This window comes from Flavobacterium sp. HTF (assembly GCF_003105115.1).
In the GTDB taxonomy this organism is placed as follows: domain Bacteria; phylum Bacteroidota; class Bacteroidia; order Flavobacteriales; family Flavobacteriaceae; genus Flavobacterium.
The window spans coordinates 1-14,871 of record NZ_QETH01000017.1; the positions used below are offsets into that span (position 1 = coordinate 1).

The following is a 14,871-nucleotide window of genomic DNA, read 5'->3' on the forward strand; positions in this document are numbered from 1 at the left end:
AAAAAATTTGAACTATTGTTTGATCAAGATGAAAATAAAAAAGAATTAGCCCTCCGGTCATTGACAAACAAAATGAAGGCAAACCATGAACAATAAATATTAAAAAGTGAAATATAAATGCTAAAACAAATAGCAAATATTTATATTTCTGTTTCAAAAAAAGCCCAACAAAAAGAGCAATTTCTAAGATCATGACATACCAAGTAATTATAGTAATAGTATAGTCGTTTTCAAAAAGAAAACCAACAGATTTTTTCAACCAATAAGGAGCTCCAAATGTCGGGTCATTAAACCAATAATACACTGCTGTTCCATTTAGCCATTCTGGAGCAAACATTTTAGCAACGCTTGCATTAAAATATAAAACTGCCATTTGAATTTGTATAAAAACTAATGCAAATGAAGCATTACAAAGTAAAAATTGATTCGAAGTAACTTTTCTTTTGGAAACAATATGCCAACCATTTTTTCGGTTATCAAGTAAACATACAGGCAGAAGTAAAAAATTTAAAATCACATTTATTTGGTCTCCACCGTCATTAACAAGCATAGAATAAAAAATTGAATAAGAAACCCACGTCTGAAGTAAACAACTTAATCTAGGATATACTCCTGAAATTACTAATATCAAAATTACAATTGAAATGTAATAGTGTATATTGATATTGTCAAACCACAAATATATATTCAATTTAGACAGCCCATTAAAATCACTTTTAAGTTCCACAATATGTTGTACCGGAAATAAATCGTAAACTGGTGTAAAAATCAATGTAGTTAAGAAACACAAAGCTAAAAGTGATCTAGCAAGTGTTAATGTGTTTGATGTATATATTTCTTTAATTATTGTCATTGATACAAACTTTTACAACTAAAAAACGATTAAAATTTTCCTGATTAAATTTTGCCCACATATAAGGTATTGGCCGATAAAGCTTTAATAAATAATTTCCTTTTGTCACATGTTTAAAAGAAAAGTCAGTATTAATGACAATCATTTTATCATTGATGTTATCATAAATATTACCTGTTGAATTTTGTTTCCAATCATTATTTTTTACTTTCTCAGCTATTATTGACATCTCATAACCAATTATTCTAGCCGATCTTGAAAAGCCCAGTCTATTCTTTAAAGATTGATTTGAAATATCCATTTCCTCTAATTTACCATTTCGTATTTTATAAATTCTCAACACAAAATCACGAGGATTTTTTGTAAAAAATCCCCATCCTTGCGGTAAAACCTTATTTGTAAATTCTTTTAAGTTTTCATTTAATATTAACTGGCTTTTTAATGAAGAAAAAAAGACAGAAACTCCAAAGAGAATCCAACCACAAATTAGAGTTAATTTAAAAAAAATTGCTCTTTTCATATTTATCTTTAGTTACTGAAAAATTCTCCTGTTTGCGCTATAAATCGCTCTCGCTCAATACGAACACCACCATCATCGTGAAGTAAATCATCAGGAACCGGTATCCTCTCTTGTGGTCCCCAATATGCAACTTTAAAATAAACACTGTAAGCACCAACTGCAATTGAGACTGCAACTACACCTACGTAAGCAACTGCAAGTGCGGCGGCAAAGGCAGATGTAATACAGGTGTTTTTACCATTTATGTTCGTACCATTATTATTGTCAATTATAGCCTTAAACTTATCCATTCCTTCTGAAGTAGAAAGATCTAGTTCAGAAATTTGTTTCCTCAAATTATCATCATTACTAATCTTTTTTCCCATTAAGAATACAGCTCGATATTTATCCGACGACAATCCGGCTTGCTCAATATATTTGGATGCCTGATCTAAAACAGCACTAATTGAATACAGATTTCCAGAGTAGACTTTTTTTTGCAAATCATTAAAAAATTCCGGGTAGTGAGAATTTATGAAATCGACTGAAAGTTTTGAAAATTCATCCATAGACTCTCGAATTTCATTATAATTCTTTGCTTCTTGAATTTTATATTTTAAATGTGCTAATTGAGGAATACCCTCACTTATATCATTTTTAAAAAAGAAAAGTCCATTAAAAATATCTTCTCCCGAATATTTACTTTGATGATTTTCAATTATATTTTCATCAGAGCAACTAACAAACAAAAAACTTAAACTTAAAAAAAATGCAATCTTCCTTGATTTACTTCTAATTAATTTCATGATAATAATTTTTAATTCATATATATTTCTCATCCAGATTTATACTTCATTAATTTTTCTAAACCTGAATAAAATAACTAATGCAAATAAATAATATTTATTTTCTTACAAAATGAGCTAAACACATTTTGAATGTGAATTCAGCATACTCTAGGTATGCATACATTCTACTTCGTAAAAGTTAAAAAAAAGCATTTGGTGAGTATAAATAAGAAAAAATGTCCTCTATTGATTTTATAAGTATTTTCTTGTTTTATTAACTGAATAAGTACATTTATTATACATGAAACTATATCAAAAAGTAAAAGCTATTAGAGAAAGTAAAAAACTTTCACAAAGCTATCTGGCGTATGAATTAGGATTAGATCAATCCCAATACAGTAGAAGAGAAAAAGGTGAAGTTCAATTTGTGCCCGAAGAAATTATAAAAATTTCACATTTATTAAAAACTACCATTTCAGATTTATTTAGTGAATCTGAAACTCTTTCTAAAAAAGCCATTCAAAATACAGAAAATCTTATTTTAATTTCTGAAAAATTAATTGAACAATATGAATTCCGTTTAAGAGAAAAGGATGAGCTTATCAATATTTTACGAAAAAAATTAAAATCTAAAAATAGGTGAATCCAACATTCTATTTTATCTTTACAGAATGATATTAGTTACAGGAGGAACAGGTCTGGTTGGCGCACATTTATTGCTTCATTTAATTGAAAATGGAGAAAATGTGCGGGCTATTTACCGAAACCCAAACAACATTCAAAAGACAAAATCATTTTTTGATTTATACAAAAAAGCCGATTTGTTCGAAAAAATAGAATGGCTGGAAGCTAATATTCTGGATGTACCTTCCTTAGAAATTGCTTTCATAGACATTGAATACGTTTATCATTGTGCAGCATTTATTTCTCTTGACCCAAAAGACGAAGATGTACTGAGAAAAACCAATATCGAAGGAACGGCCAATATGGTCAATTTCTCTATTGCAAAAGGAGTAAAGAAATTTTGTTTTGTAAGTTCCATAGCTGCTTTAGGAGATTTAGCTACACATGAGACTATTATCACTGAAGAAACAGAATGGAATCCCGAGAAACCTCATAGTGATTATGCAATATCAAAATATGGTGCAGAAATGGAAGTCTGGAGAGGACTTCAGGAAGGCCTGGATGTCGTAATTGTAAATCCGGGAGTGATTTTAGGCCCAATTCCGAAATCAAAAACCTGTGAACAGGGAAGTGCCGAGTTTTATGTAAGAGTAGCCAATGGTCTTTCGTTTTATACTTTGGGAAGTACCGGATTTATAACCGTAAATGATGTGGTGCGAATTACATTTGAATTAATGAAAAGCGATATTAAAAACGAGCGTTTTACTTTAATTGCAGAAAATGTAGTTTTCCGCGATATTTTTAATACTATAGCGGATGCTTTAAAAGTAAAAAGACCTTCTGTTCATGCCAGCCCGTTTTTGGTGAATTTTGCCTGGATAGCAGACGGAATTGTATCTGCTATATTTTTCAGGAAAAGAAGAATTACCAAGGCTACCGCAAAAGCATCGTATTCGAAAAGTTTGTATTCTAACGAAAAAATAAAAACCGCTCTGGGAACGGTTTTTCAGGATGTACATCAATATATACATGATGTAGCTAAATTATAAGTCTATTTATTTTGCACTTGCTGCATTCTCCTCCTTGCCTGAATTGTTTTTCTTATCGAATCAACATTTGCTTTTTTGACTGTTGGAGGCACAGTTCCGTCTGCTTTTGGAGCAGGCCCTGAAACTTTATTTTTATTTTTTTTCTTTTCTTTTGCCGCTTTCTTCTCTTCAATTTTGACTAATGAATCTGCCTTTTTTTGATTTTTTTCTAACCTTTTGGCGATTTCATCAAACATATCTTTATACGTGTCATAATCTGAGGCGTAATAAATATTACTTTGCGCAAACTGAAGACTGTCTACTTTATACTTTTGGAGAACAAATTTTTTCTGATTGGTATCAATAGAATCAACTGATAGTGGATTTTGATATTTTATTGCTTCGAGAATCGATAAATCATACATAATATCAATCATTTTTTCTTTCTCAATAAGTCGTTTTGGCTCTTTTACCAAATCTTTTTTACAACTTACAGAAAGAAACAAAACCAATATTATCAATACAAAATTCTTCATTTGTCTTTTATTATCTGTCAAACAATAATCTTTTTCCGTTTCGTATATCTTTAACTTTGAAGTTATTATATACCAATTCGCCATTTACAAAAGTATGTGTTATTCTCGATCTGAAAGCATAACCTTCAAACGGAGACCAGCCACATTTTGATAAAATATTATCTGTATTGACACTCCATGGCAGAGTTGGATTTACAATAACCAAATCAGCAAAATAACCTTCCCTGATAAAACCTCTTTTTTCGATTTTAAAAAGTTTTGCAGGATTATGGCACATTTTCTCTACTATTTTTTCAATAGAAATTTTTCCCTGATGATGTGCTTCAAACATTGCCACAACAGCATGCTGAACCAACGGCCCTCCAGAAGGCGCATTCAGGTACGATTGTTTTTTCTCTTCTTTTGTATGAGGCGCGTGATCTGTTGCAATTACATCGATACGGCCATCATTCAGAGCTTCCCAAAGTGCTTTTCTGTCAGTGGCTGTTTTTACAGCGGGATTCCATTTTATAAAATTTCCTTTGGTTTTGTAATCCTCATCAGTAAACCAAAGATGGTGTACACAAACCTCAGCCGTAATTTTTTTATCTTCTAATGGAATTTTGTTGGTAAACAATTCCATTTCTTTTGCCGTTGAAAGGTGAAATATATGCAGACGTGCACCAGTTTTTTTGGCCAGCGCCACTGCTTTTGAAGATGAAATATAACAGGCTTCTGCGCTTCTGATTAAATGGTGTGCCGTTACCGGAACATCATCTCCATATTGCTCTTTAAAAGCGGCAAGATTATTTTTGATTGTCGTTTCATCTTCACAATGTACCGCAATTAACATTGGAGTACTTGAAAATATTTTTTCTAGAGTAGCTTCATTATCAACCAGCATATTTCCTGTAGAGGAACCCAGGAAGATTTTAATTCCGGCAACGTTTTTTGGATTTGTTTTTAAAACCTCTTCCAGGTTATCATTAGTTGCTCCCATCATAAACGAGTAATTCGCAAATGATTTTTCGGCTGCAATCTGATATTTATCTTCGAGGATTTCCTGAGTAACTGCATTAGGAACTGTGTTGGGCTGTTCGATAAAAGAAGTTATACCACCGGCAACAGCGGCTCTCGATTCAGATTCTATATCTCCTTTGTGCGTTAATCCCGGTTCTCTAAAATGTACCTGATCATCAATAGCGCCCGGCATCAGGTAATTTCCTTCGGCGTCTATAACTATACAATCGGATGTTTTCAGGCTGATACTGTCTGAAATTTCGACAATTAAGTCATTTTCAATCAATACATCTCCTTCAAAAATTGATCCTTCGTTTACAATTTTAGCATTCTTTATTAATATCCTATTCATCACCGTGACTTTATAATGTATTGAATAATTTTTTTAATCGAAGTGAAATCACACCAAGAATAGCTTCTTTTATAATGGCATTACTCATTTTCGAAACTCCTTTTGTGCGGTCTGTAAAAATAATAGGGACTTCTGTAATTTCAAATTTACCACAATAAGTTCTATATTTCATTTCAATCTGAAAAGCATACCCCACAAATTTAATTTTGTTGAGATTTATCTTTTCCAGAACTTCTCTTTTGTAGCAGACAAAACCTGCTGTAGCGTCGTGAATTTTCATTCCGGTAATGAATTTGACATATACCGAAGCAAAGTAAGACATTAAAACCCTGCTCAAAGGCCAGTTTACCACATTTACACCTTTTACATAACGTGAACCAATGGCTAAATCTGCTCCTCCAAAGTGGCAGGCATCATATAATTTTTCCAGATCGTTTGGGTTGTGCGAAAAATCGGCGTCCATTTCAAAAATGAAATCATATTTACGCTCTAATGCCCATCTAAAACCATGAACATAAGCCGTTCCCAAACCGGATTTTTTGGCTCTTTTTTCTAAAAACAATCTTTCCGGGAATTCTTCCTGTAATGCAATCACCTTATTAGCAGTAAAATCAGGTGAATTATCATCAATAATTAAAAGATGGAAAGGTTTATGCTGAGAAAGAACAGCTCTGACTATACTTTCTATGTTCTCAATTTCGTTATAAGTTGGAATTATGACAATACTATCATTCATTTTTCTGGGTAATTTCACCGCAAAAGTAAACTTTTTATGGCATTTGACTCATAATAAATCTATAATAAAAGTATTGATACAAAAAATTACTAATTTTGTAACGCTATGATTGAACAACTTCATCCCCGGGTTCTGGAAAACAAAGATTGGGCGACACTTTTATTTGTGTTAGCCTTTGCTCTTGTTGCTATTACTAAATCTGCTTACGAGACAAGATTCAGCGAATTCAGTAAACTTATTTTCTCTGATAAATATGCTAAAATTTATCGCGACACCAGTAACCTGAAAGGCAGTTTTATTGTCGGCCTGTTTTTTGTTCAGATTATCTCATTTTCATTTTTCATTCAGCTCACGATGCATATTTTTGGATATGCGTCAAAAACAGACTGGGTTTTATTTATCCAGATTGCCACATTTTTGCTTTATTTTATTTTAGCAAAATATTTAATCGAAAAAATCGTTGCTACTTCATTCAATATCGAAGATTTTATAGACACTCTTAACCTTCAGAAAGCGACTTACCGAACTTATATTGGCGTACTGGTGCTTCCGTTTAATGCTATTTTGTTCTATTATGACAATATTCCGAAAAGCGTACCACTAACAATCATTGGTGTTTCACTATGTATAAGTCTATTCTCATACTTTATTTCGATTAAAACGCATCAAAATATAATATTCAGCAAGTTATTTTATTTTATTTTATATCTTTGCGCTCTTGAAATAGCCCCTTATTATTTCATGTATTATTGGATTACAAAAGAGGTGGCTTAGTAAAAGTTTATAATATGAAAGTGAAAACAATTTTGGTGTCACAGCCTGAACCTAAAGTGGAAAATTCTCCTTACTTTGAGCTCCAACAAAAACACAAAATAAAAATTGATTTCAGACCATTTATTCATGTGGAGGGGGTTAGCGCAAAAGAGATCCGATTACAAAAAATCGATCTTAATCATTACACTGCGATTATTTTGACAAGCAGAAATGCAGTAGATCATTTTTTCAGAGTAGCGGACGAAATGCGCTATAAAGTTCCTGAAGGATTAAAGTATTTTTGTCAATCTGAAGCCGTTGCGTTTTACTTACAGAAATATGTAGTGTACAGAAAACGCAAAATTTATGTTGGCGCAAAAGATTTTGCAGATTTATCTCCATTAATCAAAAAATACAAAGACGAAAAATTCCTGCTTCCGGCTTCTGACCAGTTAAATGCTGATGCTCCTGTTACTTTAAACAACTTAAAAGTAGACTGGGCACAAGCGATTTTTTACAGAACTGTAATGAGCGATTTATCGGATCTTGCAGATGTTTATTATGATGTTTTGGCATTTTTTAGTCCAACCGGAATTAAATCATTATTTAAAAACTTCCCGGACTTCAAACAAAACAATACCAGAATTGCTGTTTTTGGAAGCACAACTCAAAAAGAAGCTCTGGATCACGGATTAAGAATCGACATTCTTGCCCCAACTCCTGAAACGCCTTCTATGACAATGGCTTTAGAAAAATATATTGCAGAAGCGAATAAAAGCAAATAATATTTTTTTTAAATATTAAAATTTTTAAAATTCCAAATTCCAACTTTACTGCTGGGATTTGGAATTTTTATATTTAATCAATTCATTATCCTCTTCCGTTTTACGTGGTTAAAACTACAGGATCTGTTTTTGGAATTGGGAATTTATCCCGAAGTTTCGGCATTGGGAATTTTCTTTTCCACAGCATTTTAACTACATTTGATTTCTATTCTAAACCAAACTACAAGAATTAGTTTCAAATATCAAGTTATGAAAATCAACTCCCTCCTAATTGAAATTGACGGTATCGACAAAGAAATACTTCGTTATCTTATGGACGATGCCCGAAAACCGATTTTACAAATCGCCAATAAAATTGGTATTTCCGGAGCTGCAATTCATCAGCGTTTAAAAAAACTGGAACAATCCGGAGTGATTTCAGGATCTAAATTTACTGTTAACCCAAAAGTTCTGGGATATAATACGATGGCATTTGTCGGGGTTTATCTTGACAAAGCTTCCAGAAACTCAGAAGCTGTAAAAGATTTAAAAAAAATCCCTGAAGTTTTAGAATGCCATTATACCACCGGCAACTGGTCGGTTTTGATTAAAATTATCTGCCGCGACAACGAACATTTGATGCAGCTTTTAAATACCAAAATCCAGGCAATCGAAGGCGTTTCAAGAACTGAAACGTTTATTTCTCTGGATCAGCAGATTGACAGGCAGATTCAGCTTTAGAATTGGACAATGTGTCAATTTGATAATTAGATAATTCTCTAAATGAGATAAAAACCAAAAACCCGACAGATTTTAAAAACCTGTCGGGTTTGCTATAAATTATCTAATTGACTAATTTTCTAATTGTCACATTAATTAATTCCTCCTGCTTCCTGAATAAATCGAAATATAGTACAACAACGTAGCGATTGATCCAAGCGCTGCTACAACGTATGTTCTTGCCGCCCACTTTAAGGCATCTTTTGCTCCCGCCTGTTCTTCTTGTGTCAGCATGTGTTTATTTTCTAACCAGGCCAATGCTCTGTTGCTGGCATCGTATTCTACAGGCAACGTAATGATCGAAAATAATGTTGTTGCAGCAAAAATGATAATCCCTATAAGCAGTAACTGAGGAAACGTACGAATCATCAGAATTCCGGCAAGTAAAATCCATTGCATATAGTTTGAGGCAACATTTACAATCGGCACTAATTTAGAACGCATCGTCAGCCATTCATAACCAATAGAATGCTGTACAGCGTGACCACATTCGTGCGCCGCAACAGCTGCAGCTGCCGCGCTGCGATGATTATAAACTGCTTCACTTAAATTTACCGTTTTATCACTCGGATTATAATGATCGGTTAACTGACCCGGAGTCGAAATAACACGAACATCAGTAATTCCGTTATCGGCCAGCATTTTTTCTGCAATCTCGGCACCACTCATTCCGTTTCGCAATTGCAATTTCGAATAAAGCTCAAATTTACTTTTCAGCTTTGAGCTTACCATCCAGCTAAAGAGCATAATTGCACCGGCAATTATTATATATCCGTATCCCATTTTTTTTGAATTTTTAGTTTTGAATTTAAAGTTACAAAACAAACATCAAAATGCGAACCATTTTAACAAAATGCCATTTTGACATTTTTCTGCCTAATTTGTCTTAATTCAACAAATTGTTTTTCAGCAGAAAGGCCATCAGTTCTGCTACATTTTTGGTTTTATATTTCTGAAGAATATTACGCCTGTGGGTTTGTACGGTTAAAAAACTCAGAAACAGCTCATCGGCAATTTCCTGGGTCGATTTCCCTTTTGAAAGTAGTGAGACAATATCTTTTTCCCTCCTGCTCAGACTCGGAATTCTGTCTAAATCTTCTGATTGTGGTTCGCTGATTATGGTTTTAACCTCATCGCTAAACACAATTTCACCTTCGATGGCTTTATAAATACAATTTTTAAATTCATCAAAAGAAGCACTTTTCAAAATATAACCGTTTCCTCCGTTTTGAATAAACTGCATAACCAGGCTCCTTTCGGACTGGCTGCTCATCCCGATAATAATGACTTTTGGAAACTTTTGCTTGATTATTTTACAAAGCTCAACCCCGTTTGTGAGCGGAAGGAAAATATCCATCAGAATAAGATCAACTTCATTGGCCTGAATATAATCCAAAAGCGTAACGCCTGATTCAAATTTTCCAACAATATCAATAATTTCTAAATCTGATAATAAACCCGAAATACCTGAAATCACAATAGGATGATCGTCAACAATTACTGTTTTATGTTTATTCATCGTCCTGGTTTTCTTTTTTTACTTTCAGCTCAATATAAGCCGAAGTTCCTTTATCGGTATCGCTTTCTATTTCCAGTTTTCCTTTTAGAAATTCCACCCGGTTTTTTATGTTTTTTAATCCCATTCCGGTACTTTTTGCAGAAACGTCAAAGCCAGTTCCGTTATCTTCAACCGTAATAAAAAAAGTATCTTTATTCTGAGAACAGGAAACTAGGATTTGCGATGCGTCAGAATATTTTAAGGCATTATTTAACAATTCCTGAATGATCCTGTAAATCACAATTTCATACGTTTTTGGCAAATTTGGTTTTGGAATTAAATACTGAAATTCAATATTGGTTTTGGAATTGGAACTGGCCATACACAAATCTTTTATTGCATGTTCCAGACTCAGTTCCAGAAGACTTTCAGGCATTAGGTTCTGAGATATATTCCTTAATTCTTTTATTGAATTGTCAAGCAGGGCACTAACTTCTGTTCTGTTTATGGTGTTGTCCCGATCTGATAATTTCAAATGGATTTTCAAACCCGAAAGCATACTTCCCAAGCCGTCATGTAAATCTCTGGCAATTCTTTTTCTTTCTATTTCCTCCCCTTCAATAAGCGCATTGGAAACGGACAATTTCTGTTGATTTTCTAAGGCGGTCAATTCCTGTTTATAATTGATTTCTTTCTGAACACTTAGCTTTTTCTGGTTCTTGTTAAAAACCCACAGAAACAAAACGGTAATCAGCAAAAAGACAGACAGAACCGCAAAAAGAATGACGTTTAGTGAATTATTACTGACCAGTAATGCTGCTTTTTCGTTTTGTGCCTGTAGTAAGCTAATCTTCTTTTCGTTCTCTGCTTTTTTGTATTTCGCTTCCAGTTCTACAATTTCACTTTCAAACTTGGTGCTGTTCAGGCTATCATTTATGACATTATATTTATCTGCATAAAAATAAGCCTTATCATAATTTTTGGTTGCACTGTATACCTTGGATAATTCTTTATAATAGTTTTTTTTATCTACAATAAGCTGGGAGTTTTCTATAAGATATTCCAGGTTTTCTCCGGCTTTTTTGTACTCTTTTAATTTGAACAGCACCTCATATTCTGCAAATTTCAACCTGTTTAGAGCTAAAGTATTTTGATGTTTCAGAGAAGATGCAATTCCTTTTTCATAACTCATGAGTGCTTTGGCATGCTGGTATTGTTTGGCATAATAAATTCCTTCTGCATAAAAATAAGAGTCGTTTATATTCGATTCCGGATGTTTGCTTAAAGTAGCAAAAGCTTTATCAAGTGTTTTTTTAGCATCATAAAAACGTTTTATTTCTACTAAATTTTCAGCTTTAATAATATATGTTTCCATTTTAGACTCAATAAGAGTTGGAGATCTTTTGGTGGCTTTTTCGATATAATTTTCTGCTTCTTCTAAATATTCTTCTGCTTTTTCGCGCTGGCCATTATTCATAAATATGATAGCCACGTTTTTATACAGGCCACTTATTAATTCATTGTCACCACTTTTTTTTGCAACCGGAATAGCCTCGTTGACTAATATTCGCATATAGGCTTTTTCGTTGCTTTTGCGCTGCTGCATTATACCATAATTCTGGAGCACAACTGCACGTAAGCGATAGGCTTCTATGACATTATATTTACTGAGTTTTTTATTGGCTACTAATAAGGTTTTTTCAAAACCGTCTGCATCGCCTTTTTCCAAAAACGTATAGGAGTTGTAGTAAACAGATAAATCGTTCAGGAAAGGAAATCTAACTTTAAGCTTATTGGCTTCTGCTAAATATTCTTTTGATTTTTTGACATCCTGAACCATCAGGTACAACTTGGATAATCTGAAACTGTATAAACATCTTATGCTGTCTGATTTTGTATTTCTGGTGACTTTGGCAATACTGTCGATATAAATCCTGTCATCATCAAGTGAAAGAATAACCTGAGAATAGGTTGTTGCAGAACTAAAAAATAAAAATAACAAAAGGGCGTAGAGATTCTTCATATGTGGCATTTACTCAAAGTTATAAAAAGTAAATTCTTTTTAAAAGGAAAAATCCTGTTTTTACCTGATATCAGGTAATACAAAATACATTTTATCAGGTATTGTCATCTCTTTTTATTGGGTCTAATTTTGTTAGAGATGAATAATTAATTACATATAAAACTAAATTTAACATGAAAACATTTAAAAATCTTATGCTGATGCTAACACTTGTATTTTCAATTGCATCTTGCAGCAGCGACAACGATAACGACAATGATGATACCGTAAATACCTCAAGAGAAGTGAAGTATGAAGTAACAGGGAATTTTTCAGGAGAACTTGATGCAAGTTACCTGGAGAAAAGCGGTGCTCCACTTATTGAAGATATTACGGCATTACCATGGACGAAAGAATTTACTGCCGATGCAAATTCTGATGGAGCATTAGTGCACGCCAGTGGTTACGGCGGAGTTAGTGGGCAGACCGTTACTGCTAAAGTTATTGTTGGAGGAAAAGTTGTTTCTGAATTAACAGGAACTGCAAACAGCGACGGAATTATTGTTGTGCATCCTAAAACTTACGTATTCCCTAGATAATTTAGATTAAGAATAGGATTTAATTAAAGAGCGCTTTGTAAAATCTACAAAGCGCTCTTTTTATGAATATAACTGATTGTTGACTTCTTCAAACTTTTTAATCAGATTATTTATTTTTCGCTGCTGTTTTTCAATTTGTTTTGGACGGATAAAGAACCAATTGATTCCCATCCAGAACAAAGTCATTGCATAAGTAAAAACGGCCCAGAAAATAGTCATCCTGCTTGCATATTCATACATATAAAGACAAAGTCCGATCGTAAGCAAAACAAAGTACAAACTCAATATCTTGGATTGCAGGTGCTGTTGCTTTTTCTTGATTGAAATCAATGTTTGCACATATTCCTGATTTGTTTGTGTTGAATCGATATTCTTATATGTTTTCAATAATCTGTTATAGATTACCAGATAAATAATCATGGTCAAAATGGTGATGATTATCCCAATTTTTGTCGAAACAAATTGTGGCTCATAATAATACCAGATAAAAGCAATAAAAATGCTGGTGGCGATAAGCAAAATATTAGTAATCCATAAACTGCGCAGGGCAGCCTTTTTAAACTGTTTTAATCTTGCCAGTAAATCTTCAAAGTTAGGCTGACTTACTGGCTGTTTTTTCCATAAATCCTTAAAGTCTATATTATTGTCCATTTTCTTTAAATTTTTGAGTCAGTTTTTCTTTTATCCTGTAGATTTTTACTCTTGTATTCGCTTCAGAAAGACCAACAATTTTTGCAATTTCTGTTTGCTTAATATCTTCCAGTTCCAATGAAATAATAATACGTTCTGTTTCGGGCAATTCTGCAATACATTTATATAAAAGCTGAATTTTTGGTTCTAGTGAGACTGGTTTCTCTTCGGCTATATGAAGCGGAAGTTCTGATTTAGGAAATCGTTTATCTTTTTCAATCTGCCTAAGGCAGTTGTTAGATGCAATTCTGAAAATCCAGGTTCCGATACCGGACTCGTTTCTAAAAGTGTCGAGTTTTTGCCAGACAATTATAAAGGTTTCCTGCGCCAGATCCTGTGCTGCATCATAATCATTTACAAAACCCATACAAAGTCTGAATATCTTTTCCCAATATAATTTGTAGATATTTTCAAACTCCATTATTTAACTTTTATAAAGTTGTTCAAATGTTTAAAATAAAACTCTTTGTCATCATACATGATAAAATGCAAACCTTTTGTAGCATATTGAAGATTGGCTGTTTTCAGGTTTTTGAATTGTTCTTCTATAGCCGGTTTTATATTTAAAAAATAAGATTCCAATAATATTAATGACGGGCATTTTATAGCCGAAATTTTTTCTCTTAAATCTGTATTGGCAAAATCACAATATACTTCTGCAAAAGTTTTTCTGTCCGATTTGGCACTCCAGCTCAATAATAAATCATACTTTGAAGCATCCGTCGTAAGCCTGTCTACATATTTTTTCTGATTTTCGGCAAACTGCTCATCTGTTAATGCTGACATCTGACTCACTATCGGACTGCAATCATTATTTTCTTTTGATTTGAATGAAGCATCCATCAAAGCAGCAAGACACGGAACCGCATCTACTACCACAATACGCTCTGCCAAATCCGGATAATCGGCTGCAATTGCCAATGCCAGTCCACCGCCCATACTGTGACCAATAAGAATTGGCTTTTCGATTTTATTGTCTTTTATGTAAGACGCAATGGCATCTTCCCAGTTCTTAAAAGAAGCATCGGTTTGTGGTTTTACTCCCGCAAAACCTGCCATGGTAAGTGTATAACAAGTAAAATTCTTTTCAAAATTGGCTTTTGTATCGTTCCATACTTCTCCGGAAGAAGCAAACCCCGGAATAAAGACAATAGCCTGTTTTCCTTTTCCTGATTTAACAACTTCAAAAGGATATGATTTTGTCTGAGCAAAAACATTTAAAAATGCAGCTGAAAATAATAATGCGATAACTAAGATGAAATGTTTTTTCATTAGAAATAGTTTTAAATTGTTAATTCGTCTTTTGGATACAAGAAGAATCAAAATGTTACAATGGAAATTAAATTTCAATAAAAAAATCCAAATTTCAA

At 33.1% G+C, this 14,871-nt stretch carries 18 protein-coding genes; 6 read left to right on the plus strand and 12 right to left on the minus strand.

Annotated elements, in window-relative coordinates:
• The 3 genes from DCO46_RS07355 to DCO46_RS07365 form a co-directional block, all read right to left on the minus strand.
• Positions 1-853 (minus strand): sporulation-delaying protein SdpB family protein (locus tag DCO46_RS07355; RefSeq protein ID WP_116751918.1); only part of this gene is annotated, 853 nt, incomplete at its 3' end.
• Positions 840-1,373 carry an SdpA family antimicrobial peptide system protein gene (locus DCO46_RS07360; protein ID WP_116751919.1) on the minus strand — a complete coding sequence of 178 codons (534 nt, stop codon included), beginning with the start codon at positions 1,371-1,373 and terminating at the stop codon, positions 840-842. The genes DCO46_RS07355 and DCO46_RS07360, both read right to left, overlap by 14 nt.
• Before the next feature lie 8 nt (positions 1,374-1,381).
• Positions 1,382-2,158, minus strand: a complete 777-nt coding sequence (locus tag DCO46_RS07365) for a hypothetical protein (RefSeq protein WP_124019549.1) — start codon at positions 2,156-2,158, stop codon at positions 1,382-1,384.
• Between the two features lie 283 nt (positions 2,159-2,441).
• On the opposite strand from DCO46_RS07365, the gene DCO46_RS07370 reads away from it, so the two are divergent.
• Positions 2,442-2,783, plus strand: a complete 342-nt coding sequence (locus DCO46_RS07370; RefSeq protein ID WP_116751921.1) for a helix-turn-helix transcriptional regulator — start codon at positions 2,442-2,444, stop codon at positions 2,781-2,783.
• Between the two features lie 28 nt (positions 2,784-2,811).
• Complete coding sequence (locus DCO46_RS07375; RefSeq protein ID WP_116751922.1) at positions 2,812-3,813, plus strand: NAD-dependent epimerase/dehydratase family protein; 1,002 nt, start codon at positions 2,812-2,814, stop codon at positions 3,811-3,813.
• A 2-nt stretch (positions 3,814-3,815) separates the two neighbouring features.
• Here DCO46_RS07375 and DCO46_RS07380 read toward each other — a convergent pair whose 3' ends face one another.
• The 3 genes from DCO46_RS07380 to DCO46_RS07390 are packed head-to-tail and all read right to left on the minus strand — an operon-like array spanning position 3,816 to position 6,415.
• Positions 3,816-4,328: a DUF4296 domain-containing protein gene (locus DCO46_RS07380; protein ID WP_116751923.1), complete on the minus strand. Its 513-nt coding sequence runs from the start codon at positions 4,326-4,328 to the stop codon at positions 3,816-3,818.
• Between the two features lie 10 nt (positions 4,329-4,338).
• Positions 4,339-5,679 carry a dihydroorotase gene (locus DCO46_RS07385; protein ID WP_116751924.1) on the minus strand — a complete coding sequence of 447 codons (1,341 nt, stop codon included), beginning with the start codon at positions 5,677-5,679 and terminating at the stop codon, positions 4,339-4,341.
• A 10-nt stretch (positions 5,680-5,689) separates the two neighbouring features.
• Entirely contained in the window at positions 5,690-6,415 is a 726-nt protein-coding gene (locus DCO46_RS07390) for a polyprenol monophosphomannose synthase (protein WP_116751925.1), read from the minus strand.
• A 105-nt stretch (positions 6,416-6,520) separates the two neighbouring features.
• Here DCO46_RS07390 and DCO46_RS07395 point away from each other — a divergent pair, with 105 nt between their 5' ends.
• The 3 genes from DCO46_RS07395 to DCO46_RS07405 all read left to right on the plus strand — a co-directional run bounded on the left by DCO46_RS07395 (position 6,521) and on the right by DCO46_RS07405 (position 8,673).
• Entirely contained in the window at positions 6,521-7,189 is a 669-nt protein-coding gene (locus DCO46_RS07395) for a DUF4271 domain-containing protein (protein WP_116751926.1), read from the plus strand.
• Positions 7,190-7,203: 14 nt separating this feature from the next.
• Complete coding sequence (locus tag DCO46_RS07400) at positions 7,204-7,953, plus strand: uroporphyrinogen-III synthase (protein WP_116751991.1); 750 nt, start codon at positions 7,204-7,206, stop codon at positions 7,951-7,953.
• A gap of 249 nt (positions 7,954-8,202) precedes the next feature.
• Positions 8,203-8,673, plus strand: coding sequence for an Lrp/AsnC family transcriptional regulator (locus DCO46_RS07405; RefSeq protein ID WP_035681816.1), 471 nt, complete (start codon positions 8,203-8,205; stop codon positions 8,671-8,673).
• 135 nt (positions 8,674-8,808) lie between these two features.
• Here DCO46_RS07405 and DCO46_RS07410 read toward each other — a convergent pair whose 3' ends face one another.
• The 3 genes from DCO46_RS07410 to DCO46_RS07420 all read right to left on the minus strand — a co-directional run bounded on the left by DCO46_RS07410 (position 8,809) and on the right by DCO46_RS07420 (position 12,233).
• Complete coding sequence (locus tag DCO46_RS07410) at positions 8,809-9,495, minus strand: zinc metallopeptidase (RefSeq protein ID WP_116751927.1); 687 nt, start codon at positions 9,493-9,495, stop codon at positions 8,809-8,811.
• A 103-nt stretch (positions 9,496-9,598) separates the two neighbouring features.
• Positions 9,599-10,231 (minus strand): response regulator transcription factor, encoded by a 633-nt coding sequence (locus tag DCO46_RS07415; RefSeq protein ID WP_116751928.1) that lies wholly within the window; start codon positions 10,229-10,231, stop codon positions 9,599-9,601.
• Positions 10,224-12,233 carry a sensor histidine kinase gene (locus DCO46_RS07420; RefSeq protein ID WP_116751929.1) on the minus strand — a complete coding sequence of 670 codons (2,010 nt, stop codon included), beginning with the start codon at positions 12,231-12,233 and terminating at the stop codon, positions 10,224-10,226. Before DCO46_RS07420 ends, DCO46_RS07415 begins: the two co-directional genes overlap by 8 nt.
• 173 nt (positions 12,234-12,406) lie before the next feature.
• Between DCO46_RS07420 and DCO46_RS07425 the strand changes: the two genes are divergently transcribed.
• Entirely contained in the window at positions 12,407-12,811 is a 405-nt protein-coding gene (locus tag DCO46_RS07425) for an MmpS family transport accessory protein (RefSeq protein ID WP_116751930.1), read from the plus strand.
• A gap of 60 nt (positions 12,812-12,871) precedes the next feature.
• Here the strand turns inward: DCO46_RS07425 and DCO46_RS07430 are convergent, their stop codons facing one another.
• The 3 genes from DCO46_RS07430 to DCO46_RS07440 are packed head-to-tail and all read right to left on the minus strand — an operon-like array spanning position 12,872 to position 14,773.
• A complete protein-coding gene (locus tag DCO46_RS07430) occupies positions 12,872-13,462 on the minus strand; it encodes a hypothetical protein (RefSeq protein ID WP_116751931.1) in 591 nt (196 codons plus the stop codon).
• The gene (locus DCO46_RS07435; RefSeq protein WP_116751932.1) at positions 13,452-13,922 is read right to left on the minus strand and encodes an RNA polymerase sigma factor; all 471 of its coding nucleotides are present in this window, start codon (positions 13,920-13,922) and stop codon (positions 13,452-13,454) included. Before DCO46_RS07435 ends, DCO46_RS07430 begins: the two co-directional genes overlap by 11 nt.
• Complete coding sequence (locus DCO46_RS07440; RefSeq protein WP_116751933.1) at positions 13,922-14,773, minus strand: alpha/beta fold hydrolase; 852 nt, start codon at positions 14,771-14,773, stop codon at positions 13,922-13,924. The genes DCO46_RS07435 and DCO46_RS07440 overlap by 1 nt, the downstream gene beginning before the upstream one ends.
• Between the last annotated feature and the right edge of the window lie 98 nt (positions 14,774-14,871).

What these genes read in the sequence shown, in the direction of transcription:
- DCO46_RS07360 (WP_116751919.1), bottom strand. Translation starts at nt 1,373, where the DNA reads ATGAAAAGAGCAATTTTTTTTAAATTAACTCTAATTTGTGGTTGGATT.
- DCO46_RS07365 (WP_124019549.1), bottom strand. Translation starts at nt 2,158, where the DNA reads ATGAAATTAATTAGAAGTAAATCAAGGAAGATTGCATTTTTTTTAAGT.
- DCO46_RS07370 (WP_116751921.1), top strand. Translation starts at nt 2,442, where the DNA reads ATGAAACTATATCAAAAAGTAAAAGCTATTAGAGAAAGTAAAAAACTT.
- DCO46_RS07375 (WP_116751922.1), top strand. Translation starts at nt 2,812, where the DNA reads ATGATATTAGTTACAGGAGGAACAGGTCTGGTTGGCGCACATTTATTG.
- DCO46_RS07380 (WP_116751923.1), bottom strand. Translation starts at nt 4,328, where the DNA reads ATGAAGAATTTTGTATTGATAATATTGGTTTTGTTTCTTTCTGTAAGT.
- DCO46_RS07385 (WP_116751924.1), bottom strand. Translation starts at nt 5,679, where the DNA reads ATGAATAGGATATTAATAAAGAATGCTAAAATTGTAAACGAAGGATCA.
- DCO46_RS07390 (WP_116751925.1), bottom strand. Translation starts at nt 6,415, where the DNA reads ATGAATGATAGTATTGTCATAATTCCAACTTATAACGAAATTGAGAAC.
- DCO46_RS07395 (WP_116751926.1), top strand. Translation starts at nt 6,521, where the DNA reads ATGATTGAACAACTTCATCCCCGGGTTCTGGAAAACAAAGATTGGGCG.
- DCO46_RS07400 (WP_116751991.1), top strand. Translation starts at nt 7,204, where the DNA reads ATGAAAGTGAAAACAATTTTGGTGTCACAGCCTGAACCTAAAGTGGAA.
- DCO46_RS07405 (WP_035681816.1), top strand. Translation starts at nt 8,203, where the DNA reads ATGAAAATCAACTCCCTCCTAATTGAAATTGACGGTATCGACAAAGAA.
- DCO46_RS07410 (WP_116751927.1), bottom strand. Translation starts at nt 9,495, where the DNA reads ATGGGATACGGATATATAATAATTGCCGGTGCAATTATGCTCTTTAGC.
- DCO46_RS07415 (WP_116751928.1), bottom strand. Translation starts at nt 10,231, where the DNA reads ATGAATAAACATAAAACAGTAATTGTTGACGATCATCCTATTGTGATT.
- DCO46_RS07420 (WP_116751929.1), bottom strand. Translation starts at nt 12,233, where the DNA reads ATGAAGAATCTCTACGCCCTTTTGTTATTTTTATTTTTTAGTTCTGCA.
- DCO46_RS07425 (WP_116751930.1), top strand. Translation starts at nt 12,407, where the DNA reads ATGAAAACATTTAAAAATCTTATGCTGATGCTAACACTTGTATTTTCA.
- DCO46_RS07430 (WP_116751931.1), bottom strand. Translation starts at nt 13,462, where the DNA reads ATGGACAATAATATAGACTTTAAGGATTTATGGAAAAAACAGCCAGTA.
- DCO46_RS07435 (WP_116751932.1), bottom strand. Translation starts at nt 13,922, where the DNA reads ATGGAGTTTGAAAATATCTACAAATTATATTGGGAAAAGATATTCAGA.
- DCO46_RS07440 (WP_116751933.1), bottom strand. Translation starts at nt 14,773, where the DNA reads ATGAAAAAACATTTCATCTTAGTTATCGCATTATTATTTTCAGCTGCA.